Raw genomic sequence first — 26686 nt, 5'->3', positions numbered from 1 at the left:
CTTACGCCTCCCGTTCGCCGCCGCCGGTGCGGAACGGCGAGGCTGGATAGGTGCCGAGGATGCGGACCTTGCCCTTCGGGCAGAAGAACCGCAGCTCGTCGAGGGCGTTCTGCATCGCCGGGTCGTCCTGGTGGCCCTCGGCGTCGATGTAGAACTGCGCCGCCGAGAACGAGCCGTCGATGATGTAGCTCTCCAGCTTGGTCAGGTTGATGCCGTTGGTCGCGAAACCGCCGAGAGCCTTGTACAGCGCGGCCGGCACGCTGCGGACCTGGAACACCATGGTGGTGATGCACGGCCCGTTGGCGACCGGCGGCATCACCCCCTGGCGCGCCATGACCAGGAACCGGGTGGTGTTGTGCTCGGCGTCCTCGACCGAGTCCTCGAGGATCTCCAGGCCGTAGATCCCGGCGGCCAGCGACGAGGCGATGGCGGCCACCGACTTGTCGCCGAGTGCCGCGACCTCGTGCGCCGCGCCGGCGTTGTCGGCATGGTTCACGCGCTTCAGCCCGAGCCGCTTGATCAGCTTGCGGCACTGCGCCAGGCCCTGCGGGTGGGCGCGCACCTCCTTCAGCTCGTCGAGCCGGGTGCCCGGCAGGCCCAGCAGCATGTGGTTCACGCGCTGGAAGTATTCACCGACGATGAACAGCCCGGATTCCGGCAGCAGGTGGTGGATGTCGGCGACCCGGCCGGCCACCGAGTTCTCGACCGGCACCATCGCCCGGTCGGCCTCGCCCTCCTGCACCGCCGCCAGCATGTCCTCGAAGCTCTGGCACGGCATCGGCTCGTGGTCGGGCAGCGCGTTGGTGCAGGCGAGGTGCGAGTACGCACCGGCGATGCCCTGATAGGCGACGATCGGCTTGCGGCTCATGCGACGGGGTCTCCGGCGGCGGACGGGGTCGGGAGCGCGCACATAATCAGGCCGGGCGCGACTCGGCAAGCAGCCGGCGCGCCTGCTCGAGCTGGGCCGGGGTGTCGACGCCGAGCGGGACCGTCTCGACCCGGCCGACCTCGATCCGCATGCCGGCCTCCAGCGCCCGCAGCTGCTCCAGCTTCTCGCTCTGCTCGAGCGGCGACGGCGGCAGCGCCACCAGCCGGTCGAGCGCGGCGCGCCGGTAGGTATAGAGTCCGATGTGGTGGAACACCGTGGCCCCGCCGTACGGAATCGGCAGGCGGCTGAAGTACAGGGCCCGGCCGAACCGGCCGTCCGGCTCCCAGGCCACCGCCAGCTTGTTGACGCCGCTGGTCGGCGGCAGGTCGCTGTCGCCCTCGATCGGGCAGGCGACCGTGCCCATGGCCGCGTCCGGCATGCGGGTCAGCGCCGCCATGGCGGCCCGCACGGTTTTCGGCTCCAGCACCGGCAGGTCGCCCTGGACGTTCACGATCAGGTCGTGGCGGCCGTCCGGGTCGACGCGGTTCAGGGCCTCGCTGATCCGGTCGGTCCCGGACGGATGCGACGGCGCGGTCAGCACCGCCTCGCCGCCGGCGGCGGCCACGGCGTCGGCGATCTCGGCCTCGCCGGCCGCCACCACCACCCGGCCCACATCGGCCTCGACGGCCCGGCGCCAGACCTGGACGATCATCGGCTCGCCCAGGATGTCGGCGAGCGGCTTTCCCGGCAGCCGGGTCGACGCCATGCGCGCCGGAATCAGCACGATCGGATTCACGGTCCACTCCGTTTGCGGCGAAATGCCGCGTGAGCCGGCCCTCTTACGCCCCGCCCATACGGTTGCGCAAGCACGCGCGCGCGGGCTAAGTCGCTGCAGGAGGCGAGCGCCTGCGCGTGGACAGCGCCGGGCGCCGTGGGTATGTTAGCGCCGCCGCGCCCCGGGGGCGGGTTCGCGCAGAGAACGAGACGGGCGGGACAAGAAGGGTTCGAGGCATGGCGACGTCGCTCGAAGGCAACAAGATTCTGGCCGGCATCCTGGCCGCCGGGCTGCTCGCGATGGTGACCGGCAAGATCGCCGATGGCCTCGTGCATCCCAAGGAACTGCAGGAGAACGTCTACAAGATCGACGTTCCCGAGGGCGTGGGCGGCGGTGCCGCCGAGGCCGCCGCGCAGGGCCCGGCCCCGGTCGAGCCGGTGCTGCCGCTGCTCGCCAGCGCCGACGTGGCCGCCGGCGAGAAGGGCGCGAAGAAGTGCGCCGCCTGCCACACCTTCGACCAGGGCGGCGCCAACAAGGTCGGCCCGAACCTGTTCGACATCGTCAACCGGGAGAAGGGCAGCCACGAGGGCTTCAACTACTCCGACGCGATGAAGTCGTTCTCCGACCCGAAGAACTGGACCTACGAGTCGCTCAACAAGTTCCTGCACAAGCCGTCGGAGTACATGCCCGGCACCAAGATGAACTTCGCCGGCCTGAAGAAGGCGAGCGACCGCGCCGACCTGATCGCCTATCTGCGGACCATGGCCGGGACCCCGGCCCCGCTGCCGACCGCCGAGGAGGTCAAGGCCGCGCAGGACGCCTTCGAAAAGGCGAAGGCCGGCGGCTGAGCCGCCGGCGCCATCGGTCATGGCGCACCCAGACCTGAACGAGCTGGCCGCGTTCGCCGCCGAATTGGCGGATGTGGCCGGCCCCATCATCCGCGAGCATTTCCGGACCGCGCTGGCCGTCGAATCGAAGGCCGACGAGAGCCCGGTCACGGTCGCCGACCGCGGCGTCGAGAAGCGGCTGCGCGAGCTGATCGAGGCGCGTTTCCCCGACCACGGCATCGCCGGCGAGGAGTTCGGGCTGAAGGCGCCGGATGCCGACTACGTCTGGTCGCTCGACCCGATCGACGGCACCAAGGCGTTCATCACCGGCCGGCCGACCTTCGGCACGCTGATCGCCGTCACCGAACGCAAGGCTCCGCTGCTCGGGGTGATCGACTGCCCGATCCTGGACGAGCGCTGGATCGGCGGCCCCGGCCTGCCGACCACCCTGAACGGCCAGCCCGTATCGCCGCGCCCGGCACGGGCCCTGGCCGAGGCGACGCTCGCCACCACCTCGCCGCACATGTTCAGGCAGGGCTGGGAGCTGACCGCGTTCGAGCGGCTGCGCGCCGAGGTGCGGCTGCCGATGTACGGCGGCGACTGCCACAACTACGGACTGGTGGCGCTCGGCACCATCGACCTGGTGGTCGAGGCCGACCTGAAGGACTACGACTACCTGGCGCCGGCCGCTGTGATCGCCGGCGCCGGCGGGCTGGTCACCGACTGGGACGGCGTTCCGGTCGGCCTCGGATCGACCAGCCGCGTGCTCGCCGCCCGCACCCCGGAACTGCACGCCGAAGCGCTGAAGCGCCTGCAGGGATAGTCTGCCGGGCTGCGGCCCCCGCGCTTCGGTATAGGATTGCCCGATACTGGCCGGAGCGTGTCCGATGCAGCGACCCACCGTCGACCGCCGACGGATCCTGAAGACCGCGTTGCTGGCGGGCGGCGCCTTCGTGGCGCTGCGGCCCCGGCCGGCGCGGGCGCTGCGCGGCCGGACGGTGGTCGTGGTCGGGGCCGGCGTCTCCGGGCTGGCGGCCGCCCGGGCGCTGGCCGCGCAGGGCGCGAAGCTGACCGTCCTGGAGGCCCGCGCCCGCACCGGCGGCCGGCTGTTCACCGACCGCTCGCTCGGCGTGCCGTTCGAAGTCGGGGCCGGCTGGATCCACGGGCCGAGCAGGGACAACCCGATCCGGCGGCTGGCCGACGACGTCGGCGCCCGCCGGTTCGTCGCCGACGATTCCAGCCTGGCGGTGTTCGATCCCGCCGGCCGGGAGATCCCCGCCACCAAAGTCGACGCCATCGACGCGCGCTGGGAACGCCTGCTGAAACGGGTCGATGCCGCGCTCGAGAACGACGACCGCCGCAGCCTGCGCGACGCCATTGCCGAGATCGCCCCCGACGCACTCGCCGATCCCGGAATGCTGTGGGCCCTGTCGGCCTACACCGAGTTCGACATCGGCGCGCCGCTCGGGGACATCTCGGCGACGCTGTTCGACGAGGACGACGCCTTCGACGGCGTCGACGTGATCCTGCCCGACGGCTACGACCGGATCCTGCCGCCGGTCGCCGACGGCCTGGACATCCGGCTTTCGTCGCCGGTCGCCGGCATCGCGATCGCCGGGAACGGCGCGACGGTGCGGACCGGGGGCAGCGCGATCCGGGCCGACGCCGTGGTGTGCAGCGTCCCGCTGGGCGTCCTCAAGGCCGGCGGCATCGCCTTCGAGCCCGCCCTGCCGCGCGGCCATGTCGACAGCATCCGGGCGCTCGGCTTCGGGACGGTCACCAAGATCGCGTTCGAGTTCGCCCGGCCGTTCTGGGACGTCGAGACCCAGTATTTCGGGATCATGACCGAGCCGGTCGGGCGCTGGAATTACTGGCTCAACTACCGCACCTTCTCGGACCGCAACGTGCTGCTGGGCTTGAGCGTCGGCGGCTACGCGCCGGTCGCCGACCGGATGGCCGACGCCGAGATGGCGGCCGACGCGCTGGCCGTGCTGCGCCAGGCCTGGGGCGATGCGGTCGGCCGGCCGCTGCGCACCCTGACCACCCACTGGTCGACCGATCCCTACGCGCTCGGCGCCTACAGCCATCCGCGGCCGGGCAACCGGGCGGCGCAGTTCGACGGCCTGGCCGAGCCGGTCGGCGGCCGGCTGTTCCTGTGCGGCGAGCACACGCGGTTCGACTTCCACGGCACCGTCCACGGCGCCTGGCTGTCCGGCCTCGACGCGGCCGGGCGGGTGGTCGACGAACTGGGGTGAGCGAAGGGCGGCGGGCGCCCGTCACTTCGTGGGTTCCGGCTCGACCGCGCCGGAGCGGCGCGTCCGTCCGGAATGACGACAATATAGGAGGGCTGTTCCTCCCCTGTCGTCATTCCGGAGTGGACCGTCGCAAGCGGGACGGAGCCGGAACCCACGAAGCGACGGGCGCCCTCAGTACCCCTTGGCCGGATCGATCAGGCCGACCGGCGCCTCGCCGGCGCGGACCCGGCGGATGTTCTCGACGAACGCCCGGGTCGCGGTCACCGGGTTGATCTCGCTGGCGATGTGCGGGGTCAGGTAGATCCGGTTGTCGCCCCAGAACCGGTGCCCGGCCGGCAGCGGCTCGGTGCCGAACACGTCGAGGGCGGCGGCCGCCAGCCGGCCGGAGTCGAGCGCCGCCGTCAGGTCGTCCTCCACCAGGTGGCCGCCGCGGCCGACATTCACCAGCAGCGAGCCCTCGGGCATCAGCGCGAACAGCCCGGCGTTCAGGATGCCCGCGGTCTCGGCGGTCAGCGGCAGCAGGCAGACCAGCACGCTCGACCAGGCCGCCAGATCCCGCAGCCCGTCCGGCCCGTGGTGGCAGACCAGACCGTCGATCGCCTTCGGCGAGCGCGACCAGCCGGCGGCCTCGAACCCCAGGTCCTGCATGGCGCGGGCGACCGCCTGACCTAGGTTGCCGAGTCCGAGCACCCCGACCCGCACCGCATCGGCGTCGAACACGATGCCGGTTGGCCAGGACGCGGTGGCTCGCCGGCCCTCCAGCCAGTCCATGCGCCGGTGCCAGCGCAGCACCGCGAGCGTGACGTGGTGCACCATCGAGCGGGCCATCCACGGGTCGACGACCCGGGCGACCGGCACCCGCGGCGGGCGCTCGGGGTCGGCCAGGATGTGGTCGACGCCGGCCGCCATCGACTGGATCAGCCTGAGGTTCGGGAAGGTCCGGTAGACCCCGAACGGCAGCCGCCAGGTGATCGCCACCTCGACAGCCGCCGGATCGTCGACATCCGGCCGTGCCCGGGCATCGAGGTCCGGGGCCTGCCGCTTCAGCTCGTCGATCCAGGGTGCCGGGTCGTAGCCCTCGATGTGGACGAGGATCACGCCCATCAATCCGACCCCGTCAGTACTGCCGGTCCGGATCGACCTCGTTGATCGGCTTCTCGCCGGCGAACACCCGGCGGATGTTCTCGGCCACCTGGTCGGCGCCGCTGTCGGCGTTGGTCTGGGCCGAGACATGCGGCCAGACCTGCACCTTCGGGTGGGTCCAGAACGGGTGGTCGGTCGGCAGCGGCTCGACCTGGAACACGTCGAGCGAGGCGCCGGCGATGTGGCCCGAATCGAGCGCGGCCAGCAGATCCGCCTCGACCAGCTGCTGGCCGCGGCCCGAGTTCACCACGTACGCGCCCTTCGGCAGCTTGGCGAACAGCTCGGCGTCCATCAGGTTGCGGGTCTCGGGGGTCAGCGGCAGCAGCCCGCACAGGATGTCGGTGCGCGCCAGGAAGGCGTCGAACTCCTCGGGGCCCGCATAGCTCTTCACGTTGGGGATGGACTTGCGGGTGCGCGACCAGCCGGCGACGTCGAAGCCGAGTGCGGCCACCGTGGTCGCCGCCTCGGCCCCGAGCGCACCGAGGCCGAGGATCCCGACCCGCCGGGTCGAGGTTTCGGGCGCCGGCAGCGACTTCCACTCCCGGCGGCGCTGCAGCTCCTCGTACTCGGGGCCCTGGCGGTGGAAGCGCAGCACCTGCAGCAGCACCCACTCGGCCATCGCCCGGCCCATCCACGGGTCGACCAGGCGGATGATGTGCGGGCCGCGCGGCAGCTCCGGGTCGGCGAAGATGTGGTCGACCCCCTGCCCGAGCGAGCAGATCGCCTTCAGGTTCGGGAACTGCTTGAGGTAGCCGGCCGGCACCTTCCAGACCAGCGCGAACTCGACGTCGGCCGGGTCGCCGATGTCCGGGTCGGCCCGGAAGTCGATACCGGGAATCCGCTCGGACAGCGACTTGCGCCAAGCCGCGCTGGAATCGTTCGGGGATCGGAAAAGCACAGCCGGCATGGCGCTCTCTCGCAGTCGCGGTCGGTGATCCACGACCATATGAAGTCGGCCTCGCGATGTCGACGCTTGTCGCGGCGGTCGCGCAACAGCAAGCTCCGCGCCACATCTCGACCGACGGAAAGCCACCCCCATGCTCCGCATCCTCGGCAAGGCCTCGTCGATCAACGTGCGCAAGGTGCTGTGGACCTGCCGCGAGATCGGCCTCGACTACGCGCGCGAGGACTGGGGCAGCGGCTTCGCCGCGACCGGGACGCCGGAGTTCCTGGCGATGAACCCGAACGGGCTGGTGCCGGTGATCGTCGACGAGGACGGCCCACTCTGGGAGTCCAACACCATCTGCCGCTACCTCGCCGCCAGGCACGGGCGCATCGACCTGCTGCCGACAGCACCACGCGCCCGCGCCGAGGTCGAGAAGTGGATGGACTGGCAGGCGACCGACCTGAACGGTGCGTGGCGCGACGCCTTCATGGGGCTGGTGCGCCGGCACCCGGACTTCCAGGACCCGGCCCGGATCGCCGCCGGCACCGCCGGCTGGAACGCCGCCATGGCGATCCTCGACCGCCGGCTCGCCGACACCGGCGGGTTCGTGGCCGGCGACGGCTTCACGGTCGCCGACGTGGTGCTCGGCCTGTCGGTGAACCGTTGGGCGATGACGCCGCTGGCCGGGCGCCCGGACCTGCCGGCGGTCGCCGCCTACTACGACCGGCTGGCCGAGCGGCCCGGCTTCCGCGAGCACGGGCGCAACGGCATTCCCTGAGAGGGCTTGAGCCGGTAGCGGATTCAGCGCGAGAGTCGGGAGCGTCATCGTCAGCGGAGGCGCCGCGATGAACGAGACCGACCTCGAGCCGCGCACCAGGGCCAGGCCCAAGGTCGAGCGGCCGCGCCTGCACAAAGTCATCCTGTTGAACGACGACTACACGCCGCGCGAGTTCGTGGTCACCGTGCTGAAGACCGAGTTCCGCATTGGCGACGACCAAGCCTACCGGGTGATGATGACCGCCCACCGGCGCGGCGCCTGCGTGGTCGCGGTCTATCCCAGGGACGTCGCCGAGACCAAGGCGTCTCGCGCCACCGACATGGCCCGCCGCAAGGGATACCCCCTGATGTTCACGACCGAGCCGGAGGAGTAGCCGGCGCTACTTGCGCACCTCCCCGCCCTCGGTCGCCACCAGGTCGAAGGCGGCGGCCATCAGGGCGCGGGTGTAGGCCTGCCGCGGGCGGCCCATCACCGCCTCGGTGTCGCCGGCCTCGACCACCTTGCCGTCCTTCATGACGACGACCCGGTGCGACAGCGCCCGCACCACCTTCAGGTCGTGGCTGATGAACAGGTACGCGAGCCCGTGCGCCGCCTGCAGGTCGCGCAGCAGGTCGACGATCTGGGCCTGCACGCTCATGTCGAGGGCCGAGGTCGGCTCGTCCAGCACCAGCAGCTTCGGGCGCAGCACCATGGCCCGGGCGATGGCGATGCGCTGGCGCTGGCCGCCGGAGAACTCGTGCGGGTAGCGGTCGCGCATCGACGGGTCGAGCCCGACCTCGCGCAGCACCTCGTCGATCCGGCGCTCCTTGTCCTCGGGCGTCGGCAGGCCGAGCTCCGCCGGCTCGTGCACGTCCAGCCCCTCGCGCACGATCTCGGCGATCGACATGCGCGGGCTGAGGCTGCCGTACGGGTCCTGGAAGACGATCTGCATGTCGCGGCGCAGCGGCCGGACCTGCTTGCGGTCCAGGCCCTGGATCTCGCGGCCCATGAAGGCCAGCCGGCCGGTCGACGCCTGCAGGCGCAGCAGCGCCATCGCCAGCGTGGTCTTGCCGGACCCGGACTCGCCGACGATGCCGACGGTCTCGCCGGCGCTGACCTTCACGTTGACCCCGTCGACCGCCTTGATGTGGCCGACCGTGCGCTTCAGCACGCCGCGCTGGACCGGGAACCAGACCCGCACGTCGGACGCCTGCAGCACGGTGCGCGCCTGCGCCGGGACCGGCTCCGGGTTGCCCTTCGGCTCGGCCGCCAGCAGCTTTCGGGTGTAGTCGTGCCGCGGCTCGGTGAACACCCGCTCGGTCTCGCCCTGCTCGACGATCTCGCCGGCGGTCATCACGCACACCCGGTCGGCGATCTTGCGCACGATCCCGAGGTCGTGGGTGATCAGCAGCATGGCCATGCCGAGCCGGCGCTGCAGGTCGCCGAGCAGGGCCAGGATCTGCGCCTGGATGGTGACGTCGAGCGCGGTGGTCGGCTCGTCGGCGATCAGCAGGTCGGGCTCGTTGGCGAGCGCCATGGCGATCATCACCCGCTGGCGCTGGCCGCCGGACAGCTGGTGCGGGTAGGAGCCGAGCCGGCGCTCCGGATCCGGGATGCCGACCAGGTCCAGCAGCTCCAGCGTGCGGGCGCGCGCCGCGTCGCCGCGCAGCCCCTTGTGCAGGGCCAGGATCTCGCCGATCTGCTTCTCCACCGTGTGCAGCGGGTTCAGCGAGGTCATCGGCTCCTGGAAGATCACCGCGATCTCGTTGCCGCGGATCCGCTGGAGCGTGCTCTCCGGCGCGCCCATCAGCTCCTCGCCCTTCCAGGCGATGCTGGAGCCGGCGCCGTGGCCGGCCACCGGATACGGCAGCAGCTGCAGGATCGACAGCGCCGTCACCGACTTGCCGGAGCCGGACTCGCCGACCAGCGCCACGGTCTCGCCGGCCCGGATGTCGAACGACACGCCGCGCACCGCCAGGTTGCCGCCGAACGCCACCGACAGGTCGCGGATGTCGAGCAGCGCGGTCATTGCAGGAAGGTCTTTCGCGGGTCGAAGGCGTCGCGCACCGCCTCGCCGACGAAGATCAGCAGGCTGAGCATGATCGCGAGCGTGAAGAACGCGGTCAGCCCGAGCCACGGCGCCTGCAGGTTGTTCTTGCCCTGGCTCAGCAGCTCGCCGAGCGACGGCGAGCCGGGCGGTAGGCCGAAGCCGAGGAAGTCGAGCCCGGTCAGCGCGGTGATCGAGCCGTTCAGGATGAACGGCAGGAAGGTCAGGGTGGCGACCATGGCGTTGGGCAGCATGTGCCGGAACATGATCGTGGCGTCGGACACGCCGAGCGCCCGGGCGGCGCGGACGTAGTCGAGATTGCGGGCGCGCAGGAATTCGGCGCGCACCACGCCGACCAGGCTGGTCCAGCTGAACAGCAGCAGCAGCAGCAGCAGGGTCGTGAACCCCGGCACGATCACCGAGGACAGGATGATCAGGATGTAGATGAAGGGCATGCCGCCCCAGATCTCGATGAAGCGCTGGAACGTCAGGTCGAGCAGCCCGCCGTAGAAGCCCTGCACGGCCCCCGCGGCGATCCCGATGAGCGACGAGAACAAGGTCAGCAGCAGCCCGAACAGCACCGAGATCCGGAAGCCGTAGATCACGCGGGCCAGCACGTCGCGCGCCTGGTCGTCGGTGCCGAGCCAGTGCCGGGCGTCCGGTGGCGACGGCGCCGGACGGTCCAGCTCGGTGTCGATGGTGGCGTAGGAGAACCGGACCGGCGGCCACAGGATCCAGCCCTTCTCCTGGATCAGCTCCTGCACGAACGGGTCGCGGTAGTCGGCCTCGGTCGGGAAATCGCCGCCGAACGCGGTCTCCGGGTAGGACACCGCGACCGGCGCGTACAGGCCGCCGTCGAACCAGATCAGGATCGGCTTGTCGTTCGCCAGCATCTCGGCGAACAGGCTGAGCCCGAACAGCCCGAGGAAGATCCAGGCCGACCAGAAGCCGCGCCGGTTGCGCCGGAAGTTCTCCCAGCGCCGGCGGTTGATCGGCGTGATGCGGGAACCGAGCAGGCGGCCGACCATCCGCTCAGCCCCCCCGCGCCTCGAAATCGATCCGCGGGTCGATCACCACGTACATGACGTCGCCGATCAGGTTCAGCAGCAGGCCGAGCAGCGTGAAGAAGTACAGCGTGCCGAACATCACCGGGTAGTCGCGCTGGATCGCCGACTCGAAGCCGAGCAGGCCGAGGCCGTCGAGCGAGAAGATGATCTCGATGAACAGCGAACCGGTGAACAGCACCGACACGAAGGCCGACGGGAAGCCGGCGATAACGATCAGCATGGCGTTGCGGAACACGTGGCCGTACAGCACGCCGCGTTCGTTCAGCCCCTTGGCCTTGGCGGTCAGGACGTACTGCTTGTTGATCTCCTCCAGGAACGAGTTCTTGGTCAGCATGGTCAGGCTGGCGAACCCGCCGATCACCATCGCCGTGATCGGCAGCACCATGTGCCAGAGATAGTCGAGCACCTTGTCCACCAGGCTCAGTTCCGCCCAGTTCGACGACACCAGCCCGCGCAGCGGGAACACCTGCAGATAGCTGCCGCCGGCGAACAGCACCACCAGCAGGACCGCGAACAGGAACGCCGGGATGGCGTTGCCGACGATGATCACCGCGCTGGTCCAGATGTCGAAGCGCGACCCGTCGCGCACCGCCTTGCGGATGCCGAGCGGGATCGAGATCAGGTAGACCAGCAGGGTCGTCCAGATGCCGAGCGAGATCGACACCGGCATCTTCTCCAGCACCAGGTCGACGACGCGGCGGGCCCGGAAGAAGCTGTCGCCGAAGTCGAAGACGACGTAGTTGCCCATCATCGTCAGGAAGCGCTCGTGCAGCGGCCTGTCGAAGCCGAACTGCCGTTCGAGCTGGGCGATCAGCTCCGGATCGAGGCCGCGGGTGCCGCGGGTCTGCCCGGAGTCCGACGCCTGGGGCGCCGCCCCGGCCTCGCCGCCGCCCTGCCCGCTGACCCGGGCGGTGGTGTCGCCCTTGCCCTCGATCTGGGCGATGATCTGGTCGATCGGCCCGCCCGGTGCGAACTGCACGATCACGAAGTTCAGCACCATGATCGCGACCAGGGTGGGCACGATCAGCAGCAGGCGTCGCAGGATATAGGCGAGCACGCGTCCTCCTCCCGCCCGGTCCGCGCGATCAGCTTCGGCCGCGCCGCCAGGCCTCGACGGCGGCGGCCTTCGCGGGATCGATCCACCAGGTGTCCGGGTAGCCGAGCCCGTATTTCGGGGCGACGGCCGGCTTGCCGAACTTGTTCCAGTAGACCAGGCGGTAGGTCTCGCTGTGGAAGTGCGGGACCACGTAGAAGCCCCAGAGCAGGACCCGGTCGAGCGCCCGGGTCGCCGCCACCAGGGCCTCGCGATCGGGGGCCTGGATGACCTTCTCGACCAGCGCGTCGACCACCGGGTCCCTGACCCCGATGACGTTGCGCGAGCCCTTCAGGTCGGCCATCGCCGACGACCAGTAGTCGCGCTGTTCGTTGCCGGGCGACTGCGACTGGCCGAACGAGCCCACGATCATGTCGAAGTCGAAGTCGCGGACCCGGTTCTGGAACTGCGCCGGATCGACCGTGCGGACCGACGCCTTGATGCCGAGCTTCTCCAGGTTGGCCGCGAACGGCAGCACGATGCGCTCCATGTCGGGCGACACCAGCAGGATCTCGAAGCTCAGCGCCTGCCCCTCGGCGTTCGTCAGTACGCCGTTCTTCACCGCCCACCCGGCCTCGCGCAGCAGCTTCAGGGCGGTGCGCAGGTTCTGGCGGGGATTGCCCGACCCGTCGGTCTTCGGGACCGTGAATTCGGTCGTGAAGACCTCCGGCGGCAACCGGTCCCTGAACGGCTCCAGCAGCGCCAGCTCGGCGCCGGTCGGCAGGCCGGAGGAGCCCAGCTCGGAGTTGTCGAAGTAGCTGTCGGTCCGGGTATAGGCCCCGTACATCAGGGCCTTGTTGGTCCACTCGAAGTCGAAGGCGTAACCGATCGCCTCGCGCACGGTGCGGTCCCGGAACACCGGCCGGCGGGTGTTGAACACGAAGCCCTGCATGCCGGCGACGTTCTGGTGCGGCACCTCCTCCTTGATCGCCATGCCGGCGTCCAGGCCGGGGAAGCTGTAGGCGGTGGCCCAGCGTTTCGAGGAGTTCTCGGCCCGGAGATCGAAGGCGCCGGCCTTGAACGCCTCGGTCGCGATGTCGCGGTCGCGGAAGTACTCGTAGCGGATGGTGTCGGCGTTCCAGCGCCCGCGCATCGCCGGCACGTCCTTGCCCCAGTAGTCGGCGACCCGCTCGTAGGTGACCGTGCGGCCGGCCTCGTAGCCCTTCACCCGGTACGGGCCGGAGCCGAGCGGCGGCTCGAACGGCGGGTTGGCGAAGTCCTTGCCCTGCCACCAGTGCTTCGGCAGCACGGCGAGCTGGCCGAGGATCAGCGGCAGCTCGCGGTTGCCCGGCCCCTTGAAGACGAACAGGACCCGGTGCTCCGAGGTCGCCTTCACCTCGACGACGTCGCCGTAGTAGGCGCGGTAGAACGGCGCCCCCTTCTCGACCAGGGTGTCGAAGGTCCAGACCACGTCCCCGGCGGTCACCGGCCGGCCGTCGTGCCAGCGCGCCTCCGGCCGCAGGTTGAAGGCGACCCAGGACCGGTCCGCCGGCATCTCGATGCTCTCGGCCAGGGCCCCGTACTCGCTGAACGGCTCGTCCTGCGCCTGCTCGGTGAGGGTGTCGTAGATCAGCGCGACGCCGGAAGCCGGCTGGCCGCGCAGAATGAACGGGTTGAAGCTGTCGAAGCTGCCGGTCGCCTCGCTGACCAGGGTGCCGCCCTTCGGGGCGTTCGGCTCGACGTACTCGAAATGGGTGAAGTCCGGCGCGTACTTCAGGTCGCCGTGCATGGCGATGCCGTGCGACGGCGGAGCGCTGTACTCGGCTGCCGCGGCCGGGACGGCGGCGGGCAGTCCGAGGGCGAAACCCAGGAGCAGGACGGCGGCGGCGCGGAGACGGGCTGTCGGCATCGAGTTCCTCACGGCTCGGGGGCTCGGTCGATCTTACACACCTCGGGTGTGACCGGAAGATGGCGCCAGCCTTCCAAGTCGGACATCCGACGCATTGTGATCAAACCGGGTGATCAGGCGGGATCGCCGGACTCCACGCCGTCGAGCATGCGCTCGGCCCCGCGCACCAGTTCAGCGAACTCGGACAGGAACACCGAGCCCTTCACCGTCCGCTGCACCAGGACGCTGCGCCGGTCGGTGTCGTCGACCTTGCGCCGCAGGAAGCCGAGATCGCCGAGCCGGTCGAGGGCTCGGGTCACCGCCGGTTTGGAGATCCCCATCGCCTCGGCCAGGCCGCGCACGGTGTGCGGCGGCGGCGTCATATAGGCGGTCAGCAGGATCGCCATCTGCCGTGCCGTGAGGTCGGGCCCGTCCCGCCGCACGCTCGCGACGGTCGCCAGACGCCACAGATTCAACGCCCGGTGCTGCTCCGCCGCCTGCATGCCGCCCCTTCTAGCGCCCCAAACCGCCCGCGACCATGGTCGTTACGCGAGCGAACCGAGCATACCTGCCCGGCAATCGTTTCGAAACCGTAAACCGTTAGCCGCCGAAACGGTGCTCGATCATACGGTAGGCGCTGCGCATTGCCATGGCCTCGCCGCCTTCCGGCCGACCGGGGCGGTCCTTGGTGTTCCAGGCCATCAGGTCGATATGCGCCCACCGCGTCGTCGGCGAAACGAAATGCTCGAGGAACAGGGCGGCGGTGATGGCGCCGGCGAACGGCGCACTGCCGGTGTTCGACAGGTCGGCGATCTTGGTCTTCAGCATCGACTTGTAGGGCGCGTGCAGCGGCAGCCGCCAGACCGCGTCCTCCTCGTCGAGACCGCAGCGCATCCAGTCGCCGGCGACCCCGTCGTCGTTGCTGAACAGCGCCGGCAGGTCCGTGCCGAGCGCGACCCGGGCCGCCCCGGTCAGGGTGGCGTAGTCGAGCAGCAGCTCCGGCTTCTCCGAATCGGCCTCGGCCAGCGCGTCGCACAGCACCAGCCGGCCCTCGGCGTCGGTGTTGCCGATCTCGACGGTCAGCCCCTTGCGGGTCCGGATCACGTCCATCGGCAGGAAGGCGTCGCCGGACACCATGTTCTTGACCGCCGGCACCAGCACCCGCAGCCGGACCTTCAGCCCGGCGTCCATGATCATGCGGGCGAGCCCGAGGACCTGGGCCGAGCCGCCCATGTCCTTCTTCATCAGCAGCATGCCGCTCGACGGCTTGAGGTCGTAGCCGCCGGTGTCGAAGCACACCCCCTTGCCGACCAGGGTGACCTTGGGATGCGACGGGTCGCCCCAGGTGAAGTCGATCAGCCGCGGCGCGTCGGCGGCCCCCCGGCCGACCGCGTGGATCGTCGGGTAGTTCTTCTTCAGCAGCTGATCTCCGACCAGTACCGAGAACTTCGCCTTGAACTCCCTGGCCAGCCCCTTGGCGACCTCGGCGAGCTGGGTCGGACCGAGGTCGTTGGCCGGGGTGTTGATCAGGTCGCGGGCCAGCGCGGTGCCGGCGGCGGCACGCTCGACATGGCCGCGGTCGGCGCCCTTCGGCCAGACCAGCTCGGCCTCGGCCGCCGGCATCTTGGTGTAGCGGTCGAACCGGTAGGTCGCCAGCGCCCAGCCGAGGGCGGCCCTGGTGGCGTCCGCCGGCGCGATCTCCGAGTCGATCGCATAGCGACCGGCGGGCAGCGCCCCCGGCAGCCCGGCATAGTCCCAGAGGCCGGTGCGCTCGGCGGTCTCGACCCCGAGCAGGACCCGCGACAGCGCGCCCTTGTCGTCGGGAATGAGCGCGACCTCGCCGGCCTTGGCCTTGAAGCCGGTGGCGCGCACCCAGGCGGCGACGCGGCCGTCGGCTCCGGCAAGCCAGGCATCGAGACCCGCCGTCGTCAGCGGGCTGATCGGAACCGTTCCGGCGGTCGCCCGCCCGACGAGATTGTAGGGCACGGGAAGTCTCCGTAATCGCAGCGGTTTGCCGACGGTATACCGCTCGGGGCTTCACGCCGACAAGCGAGGCGCTTAAATGTGGACGTCAAGGCAGGTCTGGAGGAACGCGGCGTGGCAGAGTTCACCCTGGTCATCGGCAACAAGAACTACTCGTCATGGTCGCTCAGACCATGGCTTGCACTGCGCCATGCGGGCATCGCGTTCGACGAGGTCCTGATCGCGCTCGACGAACCCGGCACCAAGGCGGCGATCCTGAAGCACTCGGCCTCCGGCCGCGTCCCGGCGCTCAAGCACGGCGACCTGACGGTCTGGGACAGCCTGGCGATCTGCGAGTACGTCGCCGAACTGCGGCCCGAGGCCGGCCTGTGGCCGGACGACTCCGCCGCCCGGGCGGTCGCGCGCTCGATCTCGGCCGAGATGCACACCGGCTTCTCGGCCCTGCGGACCCACATGCCGATGAACATCCGGTCGCGGTTTCCCGAGGAGGGCCGCAAGCCGGGGGTGAAGGAGGACATCGACCGGATCGCAGCCCTGTGGCGGCAATGCCGGTCGCGCCATGGCGGCGACGGGCCGTTCCTGTTCGGGCGCTTCACGATCGCCGACGCGATGTTCGCGCCGGTGGTCTCGCGGTTCCGCACCTATGCGGTGGCCCTGGGCGAGGTCGAGCAGGCCTATGCCGACGCCGTCTGGAGCCTGGAGAGCATGAAGGAGTGGGCGAAGTCGGCCGCCGACGAGCCGATGGTCATCGATTCGGCCGAGTTCTGACGACCGCCGTGCTCCGACGGCGGGAGTGACCCTCGCCAAGCCCGCCGGCATCTTCTAGGATTCGGGCGGGACGGTCTCGAAGGGAACAGAGTGACGGTCGAATCGGATGCCTTGGGTGCCGCGCGCCGGGCCATCGATCGCCGCAAGCGGCGCGAGCGACGGCGACGCAGGCGGTCGCGCCGGATGCGGACCCGCATCGCCTGGGCCGTCGTCTACGTGACGGCGCTGAACGTCGCGGCCTGGTTCAGCCTGGAGACGCCTGCCGAACTGCTGACCTGGGCCCACATGGTCCAGGCCGACAAGGTCGAGCATCTGCTGGCGTTCTTCGCCGCGACGTTGCTCGCGATCCCGTTGCTCGGACGCTGGGTCAGCCCGGGCATCCTCGCGATCATCCTGCTGAACGCCGGCCTGGTCGTCGAGCTGATGCAGGCCTTCGACCCGGGCCGCAACGCCGACATCGCCGACTTCGCGTTCGATCAGTTCGGCGTCGCGCTGGGCTGGCTGGCGGCGATTCCCTTGCGTCGCTGGCTCGGCCGGCCGCGCAGCGCCGACGTCGATCCGGTCCGCGGCAGCTGACCGTCGCTCAGCTCCCGAACGCCAGCAGCACCGCCAGCACCGCCAGCCCGAGGCAGGCCCGACGGAACAGCGCCAGCGACCGCCGGATGTCCTCCGGCGTCGCCGCCGACCGGCCGTCGCCCATCCAGGCATCCTCGACCATCGAGCCGTCGTAGACCCTCGGCCCGGCAAGCCGCAGGCCGAGAGCGCCGGCGAACGCCGCCTCCGGCCAGCCGGCGTTGACCGAACGATGCCGGTCGGCATCGCGTCGCGCCGCCCGCCAGGCCGCCGCCGGCTCGCCGTCGGGCAGGGTCCAGGCGGCCGCCACGACCAGCAGGGCCGACAGCCGGGCCGGCACCCAGTTGGCGAGGTCGTCGAGCCGGGCCGCCGCCCAGCCGAAATGCCGGTGCCGGTCGCTGCGATGGCCGATCATGCTGTCGGCGGTGTTCAGGGCCTTGTAGGCCAGCAGTCCGGGCAGCCCGGCGATCAGGTACCAGAACGCCGGGGCCACCACCCCGTCGGAGAAGTTCTCGGCCGTGCTCTCGATCGCCGCCCGGCACACTCCGGCCTCGTCCAGGGTGCCCGGATCCCGCCCGACGATCGCCGAGACCGCGTGGCGGGCACCGGACAGGCCGTCGCGCAGGAACGCGTCGGCGACCGCGGTGACGTGGTCGTGCAGCGACCGCTGCGCCAGCAGCACGCCGACCACGCCGGCCTCCAGGAGCCCGCCGAGCAGCCCCAGGCGCCCGAACGTGCCGGCCAGGACCGCCCCGGCCGCCGCCGCTGCGATCAGTACGACCGCCAGCGCGGCGACGCCGCGGTCGCGCCGTCTCGTGGGGGGATCGCCGTCCAGGTTCCAGCGCCGGTCCAGCCAACCGACCAGCCGGCCGGCCAGCACCACCGGGTGCGGCAATCGCCGCCACAACGCCTCCGGCTCGCCGACCAGCGCGTCGAAAGCCTGTCCGAGCAGAAGAACGACGGCGCGGTCCACGCGGCCCCCTTCGCGGCTGGTTCCCCGACCGGTTCGGTACTACGCTCGCCCGGTCCCTGTCCACGGCATCCATGGCTCCCGCTCCCGTCTCGTCCGCACCGATCGCCCAGGCGGTCCGCAATCAGGCACCAGGCCGGGGCGACCCGCTCGGCCGGTTGCCCGGCCCCGCGCGCGTGGCGATCTGGATGGCGCTGGCCGGCCTGGCCTTCGCGGTGATGGGCGGGCTGATCAAGTTCGCGGCGCGCGACCTGCACCCGTTCGAGGTGGCGTTCCTGCGCTGCTTCTTCGGGCTGCTGTGGATGGCGCCGTGGCTGCTGCGCCACGGGCCGCGGGCACTGCGGACCCGCAAGCTGCCGCTGTACACGGCGCGGGCGGCGTTCGGGCTGGTCGGCATGCTGGCCGGGTTCTACGCGCTGCGGTTCATCGCGCTGGCCGACGCCACCGCGCTCAGCTTCACCGCCCCGCTGTTCGCGACGGTCGGCGCCGCGCTGGTGCTGCACGAGACCGTGCGGCGGCGGCGCTGGACGGCGACGGTGCTGGGGTTCATCGGCGTGCTGATCATCCTGCGGCCGGGGGTCACCGCGGTCGAGCCGGCGGCGCTGTGGACCCTGCTGGCGGCCGCCACCACCGCCGCCAACATGCTGATCGTCAAGCGGCTGACCGACACCGAACCGACCGAGGCCGTGGTCACCTGGATGGTGGTCATGATGACGCCGATGACCCTGGTCGCCGCCCTGCCGTTCTGGGAGTGGCCGTCGCCGACCCAGATCGGGATCGCCGCCGCGATCGGGCTGTGCGGCACGCTCGGGCACCTGGCGGTCACGCGCGGCTTCGCGGCCGGCGAGGCCAGCCTGGTGATGAGCTTCGAGTACCTGCGCATGCCGTTCGCCGCCGCCATCGGCTGGGCGGCGTTCGGCGAGGTGCCGACGGTGTGGACCTTTCTCGGTGCGGCGGTGATCGCCGGATCGGCCGCCTACATCGCCCACCGCGAAGCAACCCTGGCGCGCGCGGCCCGCCGGCGGGCGGCCTCGGCGCAACACGATCAAAGCGAGCCTGACTAGAAAATCAAAACAACTACAGGCTGTTGACGCCCGATCCCCCAACGAGCGAGGCCCGGAAGGCGAACCTTCCGGGCCTACTGGTACTCGCGTCTCGAACCGGGCATCAGGTGGGGAGAGGGGGACGTGCCCCAGTCCGAAAGCACTTTGACTATAGGCCCTCCTGTTGTAAGGTCAATCAGAAATTTTTGTTTCCGTTCGGAAGGCGGGTGCGATGCAACGAAGGGTCTTCACCCGACGTCGCCACGCCGAGACGAAAGCCCGACGCCGGCTGCGTCTCTGCGCCTGGCTCGGGGTTCCAGCGACGTTAACCATGATTGCGGTCGAAGCGGCCGCCCAGACCGGCCTGCCGGCGGCCGGGGCCTCGGCCTTTGCGGTCGTGGCCCTGGCGTACACCACATCGGTGTATCGGCTGCACGACCTGACCGGCGAGTGGCAGTTCTTCTGAGGCGATTCCCGCCGCTTGCCGGACGCCCCCGTCCAGCGGTCGGATCAGAGACGACAGCCACGCCCGGGTGCCACTGTCAGATCCGGCGCGACCTGAAAGCGCTCGAGGCCTTTCACCTTCAGGTCTTAAAGAGACCGTCCAAGCGCGACGGATGACCCGTAAGCGTCAGCCGGCCGGTGCCCGCCACGGCCGCGCCGCCCGGTCCGACCGCTCGAACGCCGAAATCGCGTCGGCGTGCTCGAGGGTCAGGTCGATGTCGTCGGTGCCGGCCAGCAGGCACGACTTGTGGAACGGGTCGATCTCGAAGCCGACCGGCTCGCCGTTGGCGGGACGCACGGTCTGGGCGGCCAGGTCGACGGTCAGCGGCGCCGAGGGGTCGACCTCGGCGATCTGCCACAGCCGCTCGATCGCCTCGACCGGCAGCCGGATCGGCAGCAGGCCGTTCTTGATGGCGTTCGAGTAGAATATGTCGCCGAAGCTCGGCGCGATCACCGCCCGGATGCCGGCGTCCACCAGGGCGTAGACGGCGCCCTCGCGCGACGACCCGCCGCCGAAGTTGCGGTCGGCCACCAGGATCGGCGCACCGGCCCAGCGGGGATCGTTCAGCGGGAAGTCCGGCCGGAGCGCGCCGTCGGCATCGCGCCGGACGTCGTGGAACAGGTAGTTGTCGTAGCCGTCGCTGCGCGGCTTGCGCAGGAACCGGCCGGGCAGCAACTGGTCGGTATCGACGTTGGCCAGCCGCAACGGGACCGCCGGCGCGGTCAGGGTGTCGAACGGGGTCACGCCAGTTCCCTCACGCCAGTTCCCTTACGTCGGTGATCCGGCCGGTGACGGCGGCGGCCGCGGCCATCGCCGGGCTCATCAGGTGGGTGCGCGAACCCGGGCCCTGGCGGCCGCGGAAATTCCGGTTGGTGGTCGAGGCGCAGCGCTTCCCCGGCGCCACCATGTCGCCGTTGGTGGCGGCACACATCGAGCAGCCGGACTCCAGCCACTCCGCGCCGGCGTCGCGGAACACCCGGTCGAGCCCCTCGACCTCGGCGGCGCGCTTCACCGCGGACGATCCCGGCACCACCATCACCGGCACCGCCGCCCGCCGGTCCTTCAGCACCGCCGCGGCCGCCCGCAGGTCGTCGAGCCGGGCGTTGGTGCAGGACCCGATGAACACCTGGTCGACCGCGATGCCGACCAGCGGCGTCCCCGGCGTCAGCTCCATGTAGGACAGCGCCGCCTCGAGGGCCGCCCGCCTGCCGCTGTCCGGCTCGTTCGACGGATCGGGAACCGTCGCGGTCACCGGCAGCGCGTGCTCCGGGCTGGTACCCCAGGTGACGGTCGGCGCGATCCCGGCGGCGTCGAGCGCGACCTCGCGGTCGAACGCCGCCTCAGGGTCGCTCGCCAGGCCGCGCCAGTCGGCGACCGCGGCGTCCCAGTCGGCGCCCTTCGGCGCGTAGCGCCGGCCGTGCAGCCAGTTCAGGGTGGTGTCGTCGGGCGCGATCATGCCGGCCCGGCCGCCGGCCTCGATGGTCATGTTGCAGACCGTCATGCGGGCTTCCATCGACAGCGCGCGGACCGCCTCGCCGGCGTACTCGACCACGTGGCCGGCCGCGCCGTCGGCGCCGATCCGGGCGATCACCGCCAGGATCAGGTCCTTGGCGGTGACATGGGCCCCGAGCCGCCCGTCGACCGCGATGCGCAGGGTGCGCGGCCGTTTCTGCCACAGCGACTGGGTCGCCAGCACGTGCGCGACCTCGGACGCGCCGATCCCGAAGGCCAGCGCCCCGAAGGCGCCGTGGGTCGAGGTGTGGCTGTCGCCGCACACCAGGGTGGCACCGGGCTGGGTCAGCCCGAGCTCGGGCGCCACCACGTGCACGATGCCCTGGTCCGGATCGTCCAGGCCGAACAGCCGGACCCGGTTGGCCGCGGCGTTCTCGCCGAGCAGCCGGATCATCGTCGCGATCTCCGGGTCGCGGGCGCCGGCGGCCCGGTCGCGGGTCGGCACGTAGTGATCGGCGATCGCGAAGGTCAGGTCCGGGCGCCGGACCTTGCGGCCGGAGCGCGCCAGCTTGTCGAAGGCGTGGAACGATCCCTCGTGGCAGAGATGGCGGTCGATCCACAGCAGAGCCTGGCCGTCGTCGCGTTCGACGATGCGGTGCTGGCGCCAGATCTTTTCGAACAGGGTGGTCGGTGCGGTCATGGGCGGAGAGTACCCGGCGGCGGCAAACTGGCAAGATCCGCTTGGCGGTCCGGCTTAACCTCTGCCTTTAACGGAAAGTTCGGGATTTGCCGGCATAGTCCGGGTTCTAGTTCCCCGGAGTGCGCCCATGGCCTATGCCTTCGACTGCCCGGATTCGCCACGCCCGTTCGACGGCCGGCTCGGCCAGCTCGAGTCGCTGCTGTACGACCACTGGCACGGCATCCATCCGCTGAACGGCAAGCTGCCCGGCCGCCAGCACTTCGACCCGGTCGAGCTGGCGCACCGGTATCCGCAGCTGCTGCAGCACCTGTGGCTGGTCGACGTCGAGCGCGATCCGCTGCGCTTCCGTCTGCAGCTGGTCGGCAGCGCCGTCTACATGACCTCGCCGTTCGCCCGCTCGGGCCGCTACATCGACGAGTTCATCGACCCGGCGTCGCGGGCCGAGACCCTGAACGCCGCCTTCACCCGGCTGGTCGAGACCCGGCAGCCCGAGTTCCGCCAGGGCTGGCCGCGGGTCGCCTCGTCCCGGCACGCCCGCCAGCTGGCCCGGCTCAGCCTGCCGCTGGCGGCCGACGGCGAGACCGTCGATACCATCGTCAACCTGACGACCTACGCCTGGGCGACGATCGACCGGCCGGACTTCGCGCGAGCCGACTGAGTCGGGCTCAGCCCTTCACCGTCATCGGGATCCCGGCCACCACCAGCTCGACCCGGCCGGCGCGCGCCGCCAGCTCCTGGTGCAGCCGGCCGGCATGGTCGCGGAACGCCCGCGCCATGCGGTTCTCCGGCACGATGCCGAGCCCGACCTCGTTGGCGACCAGCACCAGATCCGCGGCAAGGCCCTGATCCAGGCCGGCCAGCAGGCGCGCGATCTCCGGCTCGACCGGCCGATCGTGGACCATCAGGTTGCCGACCCAGGTGGTCAGGCACTCGACCAGCACGGTGCGGCCGGCGGTCGCCTCGCGGGCCAGCGCCGCCGGCAGGTCGAGCGGCTCCTCGACCGTGACCCAGCCGCGACCCTGCCGGTCGGCCCGGTGCTGCGCGACGCGCTCGCGCATCTCGTCGTCGAACGGCTCGGCGGTGGCGAGGTAAACCGGCTCGCCGCCCCAATCGAGCGCCAGCGCCTCGGCCCGGCGCGACTTGCCGGACCGGGCGCCGCCGACGATCAGGGCGAGCCGTCCTCTCACAACGTCGCCGCCGTGCCGAGCAGCGCGGTCGACTCGTGGGCGAACATGCCGCCGTTGCCGTGGGCAAGGCCGACGGTCGCGCCCGCCACCTGGCGCTCGCCGCACTCGCCGCGCAGCTGCCGCACCGCCTCGATGGTGGTGAAGATGCCGAGCATGCCGGGATGGGTGCAGGACAGGCCGCCGCCGTAGGTGTTGAACGGCAGCGCGCCGCCGGGCCGCAGCCGGCCGTCGCCGACGAACGCCCCGCCCTCGCCCTTCGGGCAGAAGCCGAGATCCTCCAGCAGCATCACCGCGTTGATGGTGAAGGCGTCGTAGACCTGCACCACGTCGACATCGGCCGGGGTCAGCCCGGCCATCGCGAACGCCGCGCGGCCGCTCTGCACCGCCGCCGTCGTGGTCAGCGTCGGCATCATCGAGTACTGGCGGTGGGTGTGGCCGCCGGCACAGCCCAGCAGGTAGACCGGATCCTTCTTGAGGTCCCGGGCCCGGTCGGCCCGGGTCATCACCACCGCACCGCCGCCGTCGGTCACCAGGCAGCAGTCGCGCACGGTCAGCGGGTCGCACACCATGCGCGATCCCAGCACGTCGGCGGCGGTCAGCGGGTCGCGCATGAACGCCTCCGGGTTCATCGCCGCCCACAACCGGGCCGCCACCGCCACCTCGGCGAGCTGCTCGCGCGTGGTGCCGTAGTCGTGCACGTGGCGGGCCGCCGACATGGCGTAGCCGGCGATCGGCGACCGCAGCCTGTACGGCTTCTCGTAGGGCAGGTTCTCGGCGCCGGACGGCGAATGCAGCTTGCCGGAGGCCGAGCGCTGGTTGGAGCCGTAGACGATCAGCGCCACGTCGCACTGGCCGTTCTCCAGGGCCAATGCGGCGTGCAGCATCTGGATCACCGCCGACGAGCCGCCGACGATGGTGGCCTCGGAAAACCGCGGCTGGATGCCGAGGTACTCGGCATAGGTCAGCGCCGGGAACACCGAGTGCATCGACACCGCGAACAGCCCGTCGACGTCCTTGACCGTCAGCCCGGCGTCGGCCAGTGCCGCCCGGGCCGCCGCCGCGGCGATCTCCATGTGCGAATAGCCGGGTGCGGTGCCCAGATGGGCGGTGGCCGCGCCGACGATGGCGGTCCTGCCGCGCAGATCCCAGGTCATCGGCCGCCCTCCGCCGGATCGAAGACGACGATCGTGTCGCCGTCCTGATCGGCAAGCCGGGCGGTCACCGGCATGCCGATGGCGACGTCGGCCGGCTCGACGCCCTCGATCCGGCTCATCATCCGCACGCCCTCGGCAAGGTCGATCAGCGCCACGTTGTAGTCGCCGCCATCGGCCGGCCGACGCCGGACCACCGTGGTCGAGTGCACGACGCCCCGGCCCGACGGGGCGACCCAGTCGAACGCCTCGCCGCCGCAGGACGGGCACATGATCCGCGGCTGGAACACGTGGGCGCCGCAGCCGCGGCACTTCGGGATCCGCCAGTCCTTCGCCGCCAGATAGGCGAAGTAGGTGGCGTCGGGGCCTTGCTCGGACATCCGGGCTCCTCACGGCGACATTGCGGGCCGGCAGGATGGCGCGGACGACGCGGCATGGGAACCCGCGAAATGGCATTTCAATAACCGACTCGCCCCGAAACACCGACGACACGGCCGCGGCCGCTACCGGCAGCCTCGCGACCGGTCTATATTTCTTACGATTTCTCTTTCGATGGAGAAACCGTAATGCGCAAGAGCAACACGGCGCGTCTCTCGTCCAAATTCCAGATCTCCATCCCGAAGGCCGTCCGGACCGACCGGCACTGGCGGGCCGGCCAGGAGTTCGTCTTCATCCCCAAGGGCGAGGGCGTCCTGCTGGTCCCGGTTCCGTCGCGCGACGAGCTCGCCGGCCTCGCACGCGGGGCGCGCGCCGACGACTATCGCGACCGGGCCGACCGGACCTGATGCGGCTCGTCGACACCTCGGCCTGGATCGAATGGTTGATCGACTCCCCGACGGGCCGGTCGCTCGCTCCCGAGCTGCCCGCGCGCGAACAGTGGCTGGTCCCGACCGTCGTCCAGCTCGAGCTGGCGAAGTGGCTCGCACGCGAGGTCGGCGAGGACAAGGCCGACCGGGTGATCGCGTTCACCGAGGTGTGCGTCGTCGCCGACCTCGACACCGGCACCGCCCTGTCGGCCGCCGAGATGTGCGCCCGGCACAATCTGGCGACGGCCGACGCCATCGTGTACGCGACGGCGGTCGCCCACGGCGCCGATCTGCTGACCTGCGACGGCCATTTCCAGGGGCTGCCGGGCGTGACCTACGTGGCGAAGATCGGCGCCTGAGACTCGTGGGGCTGGTACAGGTTCCCGCCCCTACACCACCCTCCCCTGCGCCCGCGCCCGCGGGTCGCCGACGGCGGTGGCGGTGCCGTCGGCCTCGACCGCGATGGTCTGGCACGACGCCATCATCGGGTCGCGGCCGGGCGAGGCGGTGAACCGCAGGCCGAGCTCGGCGGCCAGCGGCTCGGCGATCTCGCGGTAGTCGGCGTCCGCCATCAGCATGTCCTCCTCGGCGTGCAGGCGCGGCTCGCGCACCGCCTGCTCCAGCGGCACCCCGCGGCCGAGATGGTGGAACATGATCTGCAGCAGCGCGGTGACGATCCGGGTCGAGCCGGAGGCGCCGATCGCCATGGCGACCCGGGCGCCGTCGAACACCAGGGTCGGCATCATCGAGCTGGCCGGCCGCTTGCCGGGCGCGATCGAGTTCGGGCTGCCCTGCCAGGCGTGGAACAGCCGCATCTGGTTGTTCAGCAGAATGCCGGTGCCCGGTACCACCACGCCCGAGTGGTTGTTGTTCGAGTAGGTGATGCAGGCGGCGTTGCCGGCGGCGTCCATCGCGCACAGGCTGGTGGTCTCGGTCGACTCGCCCCCCGAGTGCACAGAGGAAGGCTTGACGAAGGCCGGGTCGCCGAGGCCGGTGCGCCGGGTCTCGAACATCGCCAGCATCGAGCGGGCCAGCGCCTCGGCCCGGCCCTCGGCGCCGTCGGGCACGCCCTGGCGCTCGAGCGCCGCCAGCCCGGCCGCGACCAGGCCGCCGGACGACGGCGGGCTCATGGTGGCGATTCGCCGGCCGCGGTACTCGCCGGTCGCCGGCTCGCGCCGGACCACCCGGTAGCCGGCGAGGTCGGCGGCCGTCAGGAACCCGTCATGGGCCTGCATGTCGGCGACGATCGCGGCCGCCAGCTGGCCGGTGTAGAACGCCGCCGGACCGTGCTCGGAGACCGCCTCCAGGCTGCGGCCGTAGTCCGGCATCGCCATCCGGTCGCCGGCCCGGTACAGGCTGCCGTCGGGCTTCTTCAGCACCCGCCGGCACTCCGCGGTCAGGTCCAGCATCGCCTCGGTCCGGGCCATCCGCAGCGCCGCCTTGGACGCCACCGTGAAGCCGGAATCGGCGAGCCGGATCGCCGGTGCGATCACCGTCCTGCGGTCGAGGGCGCCAAAGGCCTCGAGCGCCTCGCACAGCCCGGCCGCCGCCCCCGGCACCGCCACCGACCGGTGGCCGTCCTCGTTGTGCCGGCCCTTCACCTTGATCGTGTAGTCGCCGAGCGGATCGGTGCCCTGGTACAGCTCGTAGCGGGTCGCCGCCGGGACCGTGCCCATGAAGTCGAAGCAGGTGGTGGTGCCGCTGGCGGCGTGGTGCAGGGTCATGAACCCGCCGGCGCCGAGGCCGCTGTCCAGCGGCTCGACCACGCCCATGGCGAAGGCGCAGGCGATCGCCGCGTCGATGGCGTTGCCGCCCGCCTCGAGGATCTCGACACCCGCCGCCGCCGCGTCCGGGTTGCCGCAGGCCACGGCGCCGCGGGTCATGGCCGCGCGCTCCCAGCCGATCCAACCACCGTAGGCGTCGCCACCTTCGGGCATCGTCGTTCTCCTGCTCTGGGGCTTCCGGCGAGACTGGACAAACCGCCGCACCGGACACAAGGTCT

At 71.2% G+C, this 26686-nt stretch carries 29 protein-coding genes; 12 read left to right on the top strand and 17 right to left on the bottom strand.

Translation table 11 applies throughout. The features are described from left to right. Position 1 precedes the first annotated feature (1 nt). Together IE246_RS18790 and IE246_RS18785 are read right to left on the bottom strand one after the other, a co-directional pair. Positions 2-868 (bottom strand): prephenate dehydratase, encoded by an 867-nt coding sequence (locus tag IE246_RS18790; RefSeq protein WP_189992509.1) that lies wholly within the window; start codon positions 866-868, stop codon positions 2-4. A gap of 46 nt (positions 869-914) precedes the next feature. After that, positions 915-1634 (bottom strand): 3-deoxy-manno-octulosonate cytidylyltransferase, encoded by a 720-nt coding sequence (locus IE246_RS18785; protein ID WP_229837397.1) that lies wholly within the window; start codon positions 1632-1634, stop codon positions 915-917. Positions 1635-1879: 245 nt separating this feature from the next. On the opposite strand from IE246_RS18785, the gene IE246_RS18780 reads away from it, so the two are divergent. The 3 genes from IE246_RS18780 (at position 1880) to IE246_RS18770 (ending at position 4725) form a co-directional block, all read left to right on the top strand. Then, positions 1880-2491: a c-type cytochrome gene (locus IE246_RS18780; RefSeq protein ID WP_189992505.1), complete on the top strand. Its 612-nt coding sequence runs from the start codon at positions 1880-1882 to the stop codon at positions 2489-2491. Between the two features lie 19 nt (positions 2492-2510). Then, positions 2511-3293 (top strand): inositol monophosphatase family protein, encoded by a 783-nt coding sequence (locus IE246_RS18775; protein ID WP_189992503.1) that lies wholly within the window; start codon positions 2511-2513, stop codon positions 3291-3293. 64 nt (positions 3294-3357) lie between these two features. Next, entirely contained in the window at positions 3358-4725 is a 1368-nt protein-coding gene (locus tag IE246_RS18770) for a flavin monoamine oxidase family protein (RefSeq protein WP_229837376.1), read from the top strand. 171 nt (positions 4726-4896) lie between these two features. On the opposite strand, the gene IE246_RS18765 is transcribed toward IE246_RS18770, so the two are convergent. Together IE246_RS18765 and IE246_RS28180 are read right to left on the bottom strand one after the other, a co-directional pair. Beyond that, a complete protein-coding gene (locus IE246_RS18765) occupies positions 4897-5823 on the bottom strand; it encodes a 2-hydroxyacid dehydrogenase (RefSeq protein WP_189992501.1) in 927 nt (308 codons plus the stop codon). A 19-nt stretch (positions 5824-5842) separates the two neighbouring features. Then, positions 5843-6775, bottom strand: a complete 933-nt coding sequence (locus IE246_RS28180) for a 2-hydroxyacid dehydrogenase (RefSeq protein ID WP_189992499.1) — start codon at positions 6773-6775, stop codon at positions 5843-5845. 130 nt (positions 6776-6905) lie between these two features. Here IE246_RS28180 and IE246_RS18755 point away from each other — a divergent pair, with 130 nt between their 5' ends. Continuing rightward, positions 6906-7532, top strand: coding sequence for a glutathione S-transferase family protein (locus IE246_RS18755; RefSeq protein WP_189992497.1), 627 nt, complete (start codon positions 6906-6908; stop codon positions 7530-7532). A gap of 67 nt (positions 7533-7599) precedes the next feature. Further along, complete coding sequence (clpS, locus tag IE246_RS18750; RefSeq protein ID WP_189992495.1) at positions 7600-7905, top strand: ATP-dependent Clp protease adapter ClpS; 306 nt, start codon at positions 7600-7602, stop codon at positions 7903-7905. Between the two features lie 6 nt (positions 7906-7911). Here the strand turns inward: clpS and IE246_RS18745 are convergent, their stop codons facing one another. The 6 genes from IE246_RS18745 to IE246_RS18720 all read right to left on the bottom strand — a co-directional run bounded on the left by IE246_RS18745 (position 7912) and on the right by IE246_RS18720 (position 15532). Continuing rightward, positions 7912-9540 (bottom strand): ABC transporter ATP-binding protein, encoded by a 1629-nt coding sequence (locus IE246_RS18745; protein ID WP_189992493.1) that lies wholly within the window; start codon positions 9538-9540, stop codon positions 7912-7914. Beyond that, positions 9537-10586, bottom strand: a complete 1050-nt coding sequence (locus IE246_RS18740; RefSeq protein ID WP_189992491.1) for an ABC transporter permease — start codon at positions 10584-10586, stop codon at positions 9537-9539. Before IE246_RS18740 ends, IE246_RS18745 begins: the two co-directional genes overlap by 4 nt. A 4-nt stretch (positions 10587-10590) precedes the next feature. Further along, entirely contained in the window at positions 10591-11682 is a 1092-nt protein-coding gene (locus IE246_RS18735; RefSeq protein ID WP_189992489.1) for a microcin C ABC transporter permease YejB, read from the bottom strand. Positions 11683-11710: 28 nt separating this feature from the next. Continuing rightward, positions 11711-13567 carry an extracellular solute-binding protein gene (locus IE246_RS18730; RefSeq protein ID WP_189992488.1) on the bottom strand — a complete coding sequence of 619 codons (1857 nt, stop codon included), beginning with the start codon at positions 13565-13567 and terminating at the stop codon, positions 11711-11713. 113 nt (positions 13568-13680) lie between these two features. Continuing rightward, entirely contained in the window at positions 13681-14049 is a 369-nt protein-coding gene (locus IE246_RS18725; RefSeq protein ID WP_189992486.1) for a MarR family transcriptional regulator, read from the bottom strand. Positions 14050-14146: 97 nt separating this feature from the next. Next, a complete protein-coding gene (locus IE246_RS18720; protein WP_189992484.1) occupies positions 14147-15532 on the bottom strand; it encodes a leucyl aminopeptidase family protein in 1386 nt (461 codons plus the stop codon). Positions 15533-15643: 111 nt separating this feature from the next. Between IE246_RS18720 and IE246_RS18715 the strand changes: the two genes are divergently transcribed. After that, the gene (locus IE246_RS18715) at positions 15644-16297 is read left to right on the top strand and encodes a glutathione S-transferase family protein (RefSeq protein WP_189992482.1); all 654 of its coding nucleotides are present in this window, start codon (positions 15644-15646) and stop codon (positions 16295-16297) included. A 183-nt stretch (positions 16298-16480) separates the two neighbouring features. After that, a complete protein-coding gene (locus IE246_RS18710; RefSeq protein ID WP_189992480.1) occupies positions 16481-16873 on the top strand; it encodes a VanZ family protein in 393 nt (130 codons plus the stop codon). Positions 16874-16880: 7 nt separating this feature from the next. Here IE246_RS18710 and cbiB read toward each other — a convergent pair whose 3' ends face one another. Then, positions 16881-17843 (bottom strand): adenosylcobinamide-phosphate synthase CbiB, encoded by a 963-nt coding sequence (cbiB, locus tag IE246_RS18705; protein WP_189992479.1) that lies wholly within the window; start codon positions 17841-17843, stop codon positions 16881-16883. A gap of 173 nt (positions 17844-18016) precedes the next feature. On the opposite strand from cbiB, the gene IE246_RS18700 reads away from it, so the two are divergent. Both IE246_RS18700 and IE246_RS28175 read left to right on the top strand, forming a co-directional pair. Continuing rightward, positions 18017-18904 (top strand): DMT family transporter, encoded by an 888-nt coding sequence (locus IE246_RS18700; RefSeq protein ID WP_189992478.1) that lies wholly within the window; start codon positions 18017-18019, stop codon positions 18902-18904. 310 nt (positions 18905-19214) lie between these two features. Next, entirely contained in the window at positions 19215-19349 is a 135-nt protein-coding gene (locus IE246_RS28175) for a hypothetical protein (protein ID WP_268245284.1), read from the top strand. Between the two features lie 165 nt (positions 19350-19514). Here the strand turns inward: IE246_RS28175 and leuD are convergent, their stop codons facing one another. Together leuD and leuC are read right to left on the bottom strand one after the other, a co-directional pair. After that, complete coding sequence (gene leuD / locus IE246_RS18695; RefSeq protein ID WP_189992477.1) at positions 19515-20132, bottom strand: 3-isopropylmalate dehydratase small subunit; 618 nt, start codon at positions 20130-20132, stop codon at positions 19515-19517. A gap of 10 nt (positions 20133-20142) precedes the next feature. After that, complete coding sequence (leuC, locus tag IE246_RS18690) at positions 20143-21540, bottom strand: 3-isopropylmalate dehydratase large subunit (RefSeq protein ID WP_189992476.1); 1398 nt, start codon at positions 21538-21540, stop codon at positions 20143-20145. A gap of 127 nt (positions 21541-21667) precedes the next feature. On the opposite strand from leuC, the gene IE246_RS18685 reads away from it, so the two are divergent. Further along, positions 21668-22198 carry a hypothetical protein gene (locus IE246_RS18685; RefSeq protein WP_189992474.1) on the top strand — a complete coding sequence of 177 codons (531 nt, stop codon included), beginning with the start codon at positions 21668-21670 and terminating at the stop codon, positions 22196-22198. A gap of 7 nt (positions 22199-22205) precedes the next feature. On the opposite strand, the gene cobU is transcribed toward IE246_RS18685, so the two are convergent. The 3 genes from cobU to IE246_RS18670 are packed head-to-tail and all read right to left on the bottom strand — an operon-like array spanning position 22206 to position 24258. Beyond that, complete coding sequence (cobU, locus tag IE246_RS18680; RefSeq protein ID WP_189992472.1) at positions 22206-22727, bottom strand: bifunctional adenosylcobinamide kinase/adenosylcobinamide-phosphate guanylyltransferase; 522 nt, start codon at positions 22725-22727, stop codon at positions 22206-22208. Beyond that, a complete protein-coding gene (locus IE246_RS18675) occupies positions 22724-23881 on the bottom strand; it encodes an acetyl-CoA acetyltransferase (protein WP_189992471.1) in 1158 nt (385 codons plus the stop codon). Before IE246_RS18675 ends, cobU begins: the two co-directional genes overlap by 4 nt. Further along, a complete protein-coding gene (locus IE246_RS18670) occupies positions 23878-24258 on the bottom strand; it encodes a Zn-ribbon domain-containing OB-fold protein (RefSeq protein WP_189992469.1) in 381 nt (126 codons plus the stop codon). The genes IE246_RS18675 and IE246_RS18670 overlap by 4 nt, the downstream gene beginning before the upstream one ends. A gap of 186 nt (positions 24259-24444) precedes the next feature. Between IE246_RS18670 and IE246_RS18665 the strand changes: the two genes are divergently transcribed. Further along, positions 24445-24663, top strand: coding sequence for an AbrB/MazE/SpoVT family DNA-binding domain-containing protein (locus tag IE246_RS18665; protein WP_189992467.1), 219 nt, complete (start codon positions 24445-24447; stop codon positions 24661-24663). Then, entirely contained in the window at positions 24663-25043 is a 381-nt protein-coding gene (locus tag IE246_RS18660) for a type II toxin-antitoxin system VapC family toxin (RefSeq protein ID WP_189992465.1), read from the top strand. The genes IE246_RS18665 and IE246_RS18660 overlap by 1 nt, the downstream gene beginning before the upstream one ends. Before the next feature lie 30 nt (positions 25044-25073). On the opposite strand, the gene IE246_RS18655 is transcribed toward IE246_RS18660, so the two are convergent. Next, positions 25074-26621 carry a gamma-glutamyltransferase family protein gene (locus IE246_RS18655; protein ID WP_189992464.1) on the bottom strand — a complete coding sequence of 516 codons (1548 nt, stop codon included), beginning with the start codon at positions 26619-26621 and terminating at the stop codon, positions 25074-25076. Positions 26622-26686: the final 65 nt, after the last annotated feature.

The sequence above is a fragment of the Thalassobaculum fulvum genome (genome assembly GCF_014652915.1).
In the GTDB taxonomy this organism is placed as follows: Bacteria; Pseudomonadota; Alphaproteobacteria; order Thalassobaculales; family Thalassobaculaceae; genus Thalassobaculum_A; species Thalassobaculum_A fulvum.
This window is presented reverse-complemented; position numbering and strand designations above follow the sequence as displayed.

Coding starts and splice junctions, on each gene's coding strand:
- IE246_RS18655 (WP_189992464.1), bottom strand. CDS start 26,621: ATGCCCGAAGGTGGCGACGCCTACGGTGGTTGGATCGGCTGGGAGCGC.
- IE246_RS18780 (WP_189992505.1), top strand. CDS start 1,880: ATGGCGACGTCGCTCGAAGGCAACAAGATTCTGGCCGGCATCCTGGCC.
- IE246_RS18730 (WP_189992488.1), bottom strand. CDS start 13,567: ATGCCGACAGCCCGTCTCCGCGCCGCCGCCGTCCTGCTCCTGGGTTTC.
- IE246_RS18670 (WP_189992469.1), bottom strand. CDS start 24,258: ATGTCCGAGCAAGGCCCCGACGCCACCTACTTCGCCTATCTGGCGGCG.
- IE246_RS18790 (WP_189992509.1), bottom strand. CDS start 868: ATGAGCCGCAAGCCGATCGTCGCCTATCAGGGCATCGCCGGTGCGTAC.
- IE246_RS18665 (WP_189992467.1), top strand. CDS start 24,445: ATGCGCAAGAGCAACACGGCGCGTCTCTCGTCCAAATTCCAGATCTCC.
- IE246_RS18755 (WP_189992497.1), top strand. CDS start 6,906: ATGCTCCGCATCCTCGGCAAGGCCTCGTCGATCAACGTGCGCAAGGTG.
- IE246_RS18675 (WP_189992471.1), bottom strand. CDS start 23,881: ATGACCTGGGATCTGCGCGGCAGGACCGCCATCGTCGGCGCGGCCACC.
- IE246_RS18740 (WP_189992491.1), bottom strand. CDS start 10,586: ATGGTCGGCCGCCTGCTCGGTTCCCGCATCACGCCGATCAACCGCCGG.
- IE246_RS28180 (WP_189992499.1), bottom strand. CDS start 6,775: ATGCCGGCTGTGCTTTTCCGATCCCCGAACGATTCCAGCGCGGCTTGG.
- IE246_RS18785 (WP_229837397.1), bottom strand. CDS start 1,634: ATGGCGTCGACCCGGCTGCCGGGAAAGCCGCTCGCCGACATCCTGGGC.
- IE246_RS18685 (WP_189992474.1), top strand. CDS start 21,668: ATGGCCTATGCCTTCGACTGCCCGGATTCGCCACGCCCGTTCGACGGC.
- IE246_RS18710 (WP_189992480.1), top strand. CDS start 16,481: ATGCGGACCCGCATCGCCTGGGCCGTCGTCTACGTGACGGCGCTGAAC.
- IE246_RS18660 (WP_189992465.1), top strand. CDS start 24,663: ATGCGGCTCGTCGACACCTCGGCCTGGATCGAATGGTTGATCGACTCC.
- IE246_RS18770 (WP_229837376.1), top strand. CDS start 3,358: ATGCAGCGACCCACCGTCGACCGCCGACGGATCCTGAAGACCGCGTTG.
- leuC (WP_189992476.1), bottom strand. CDS start 21,540: ATGACCGCACCGACCACCCTGTTCGAAAAGATCTGGCGCCAGCACCGC.
- IE246_RS28175 (WP_268245284.1), top strand. CDS start 19,215: ATGATTGCGGTCGAAGCGGCCGCCCAGACCGGCCTGCCGGCGGCCGGG.
- IE246_RS18745 (WP_189992493.1), bottom strand. CDS start 9,540: ATGACCGCGCTGCTCGACATCCGCGACCTGTCGGTGGCGTTCGGCGGC.
- IE246_RS18725 (WP_189992486.1), bottom strand. CDS start 14,049: ATGCAGGCGGCGGAGCAGCACCGGGCGTTGAATCTGTGGCGTCTGGCG.
- clpS (WP_189992495.1), top strand. CDS start 7,600: ATGAACGAGACCGACCTCGAGCCGCGCACCAGGGCCAGGCCCAAGGTC.
- IE246_RS18775 (WP_189992503.1), top strand. CDS start 2,511: ATGGCGCACCCAGACCTGAACGAGCTGGCCGCGTTCGCCGCCGAATTG.